This window comes from Vibrio sp. YT-18 (assembly GCF_033337345.1).
Lineage (GTDB): Bacteria > Pseudomonadota > Gammaproteobacteria > Enterobacterales > Vibrionaceae > Vibrio > Vibrio alginolyticus.
Genome location: NZ_JAWOQO010000278.1, coordinates 1 through 1,042, shown reverse-complemented (window position 1 = coordinate 1,042; position 1,042 = coordinate 1). Strand labels below are relative to the sequence as shown.

Sequence of the window (1,042 nt, the reverse complement as noted above, 5' to 3'; positions counted from 1 at the left end):
CAGAATGGTGCGTCCGAGTGGACTCGAACCACAGACCCCCGCCATGTCAAGGCGATACTCTAACCAGCTGAGCTACGGACGCATATCTCTGGAACGAGAAGGATATTAGCTATATCCGATCAGGGGTGCAAGCATAAATTCATCAACTTTGAATCGTTTGGTGAAAATGTAAACTCAACACCCGTTTTCAGATGATTTTATCGGCAAGACCTTCGTCTATTGGGGATAAAAGTGTGATCTATATAACTTTTACGATTTTGTTCAATTGTCGTAAGGCACTTCACTTAACATCCAAATTTGTAATGTCTGGGAAATATCAGGGCAAAAACCAAACAGAATTTGATATTTAGGCTCAAATGGCTCACCAATGTAAGTAGTGCGGATCAGTTTACCCGTTTTGACATCGACTTGAGTACTTACTCTGCCTTTAAAGTTTTGGAAAATCACAAACTGCTCGCTGTGATAAACCATCTGTTCACGATAAAACAAAAAATGGTCTTGTGGCGTTTCTGTCAGTTTGCACTCCAGCGGCTTTAAGCTCTGCATTCCTTGCACATGTGGAGCTAGCAGCAACAGTGCAAATATCCATCCATATCGCATACGACTTCCCTATTCCGCTTTCTTTCTCAAAGTATAGATCTTGGCGTATTGGGCGATACAAAAAAGGCTTCGATCTACACAAATCAAAGCCTTTAGGTTTATCGTTTGATTGGTTGTATTAGTCGTCAGACTCAAACACCACATTGTAGTTTTCAGTATAAGTACAATTAGGTTGACGACTACAGGTGAAAAATCGTCGTCCTTTAAATTCACCTTGGCTGGCGGTTTTGATGATCATAGGGCTGCCGCATTTCTTACAAAAACGCACTTCTTTCTCAGGCTCGATCAAATAAATATGCGCCGCCAACAAACGACGTAAACGCCCCACTTGATAACTGTGTTTTACTGAAGTCCCGATCAGAGGCAAGTTGGCAGATTTACATACGTGCATCAGCAACTTCTGACGCTCCACCTTACCTTTATTCAATTGCTGCCCGTTATC

General features: G+C 42.1%; 1 protein-coding gene, 1 tRNA gene and 1 pseudogene. All 3 read right to left on the bottom strand.

Going from position 1 to position 1,042, the window contains the following annotated elements:
• Positions 1-5: 5 nt before the first annotated feature.
• Positions 6-82 (bottom strand) — tRNA-Val (locus R7M72_RS25970).
• A 179-nt stretch (positions 83-261) separates the two neighbouring features.
• Positions 262-600 carry a hypothetical protein gene (locus R7M72_RS25965; protein WP_005495432.1) on the bottom strand — a complete coding sequence of 113 codons (339 nt, stop codon included), beginning with the start codon at positions 598-600 and terminating at the stop codon, positions 262-264.
• A 118-nt stretch (positions 601-718) separates the two neighbouring features.
• Positions 719-1,042, bottom strand: a pseudogene (locus R7M72_RS25960) (DUF2726 domain-containing protein); the annotation flags it as partial.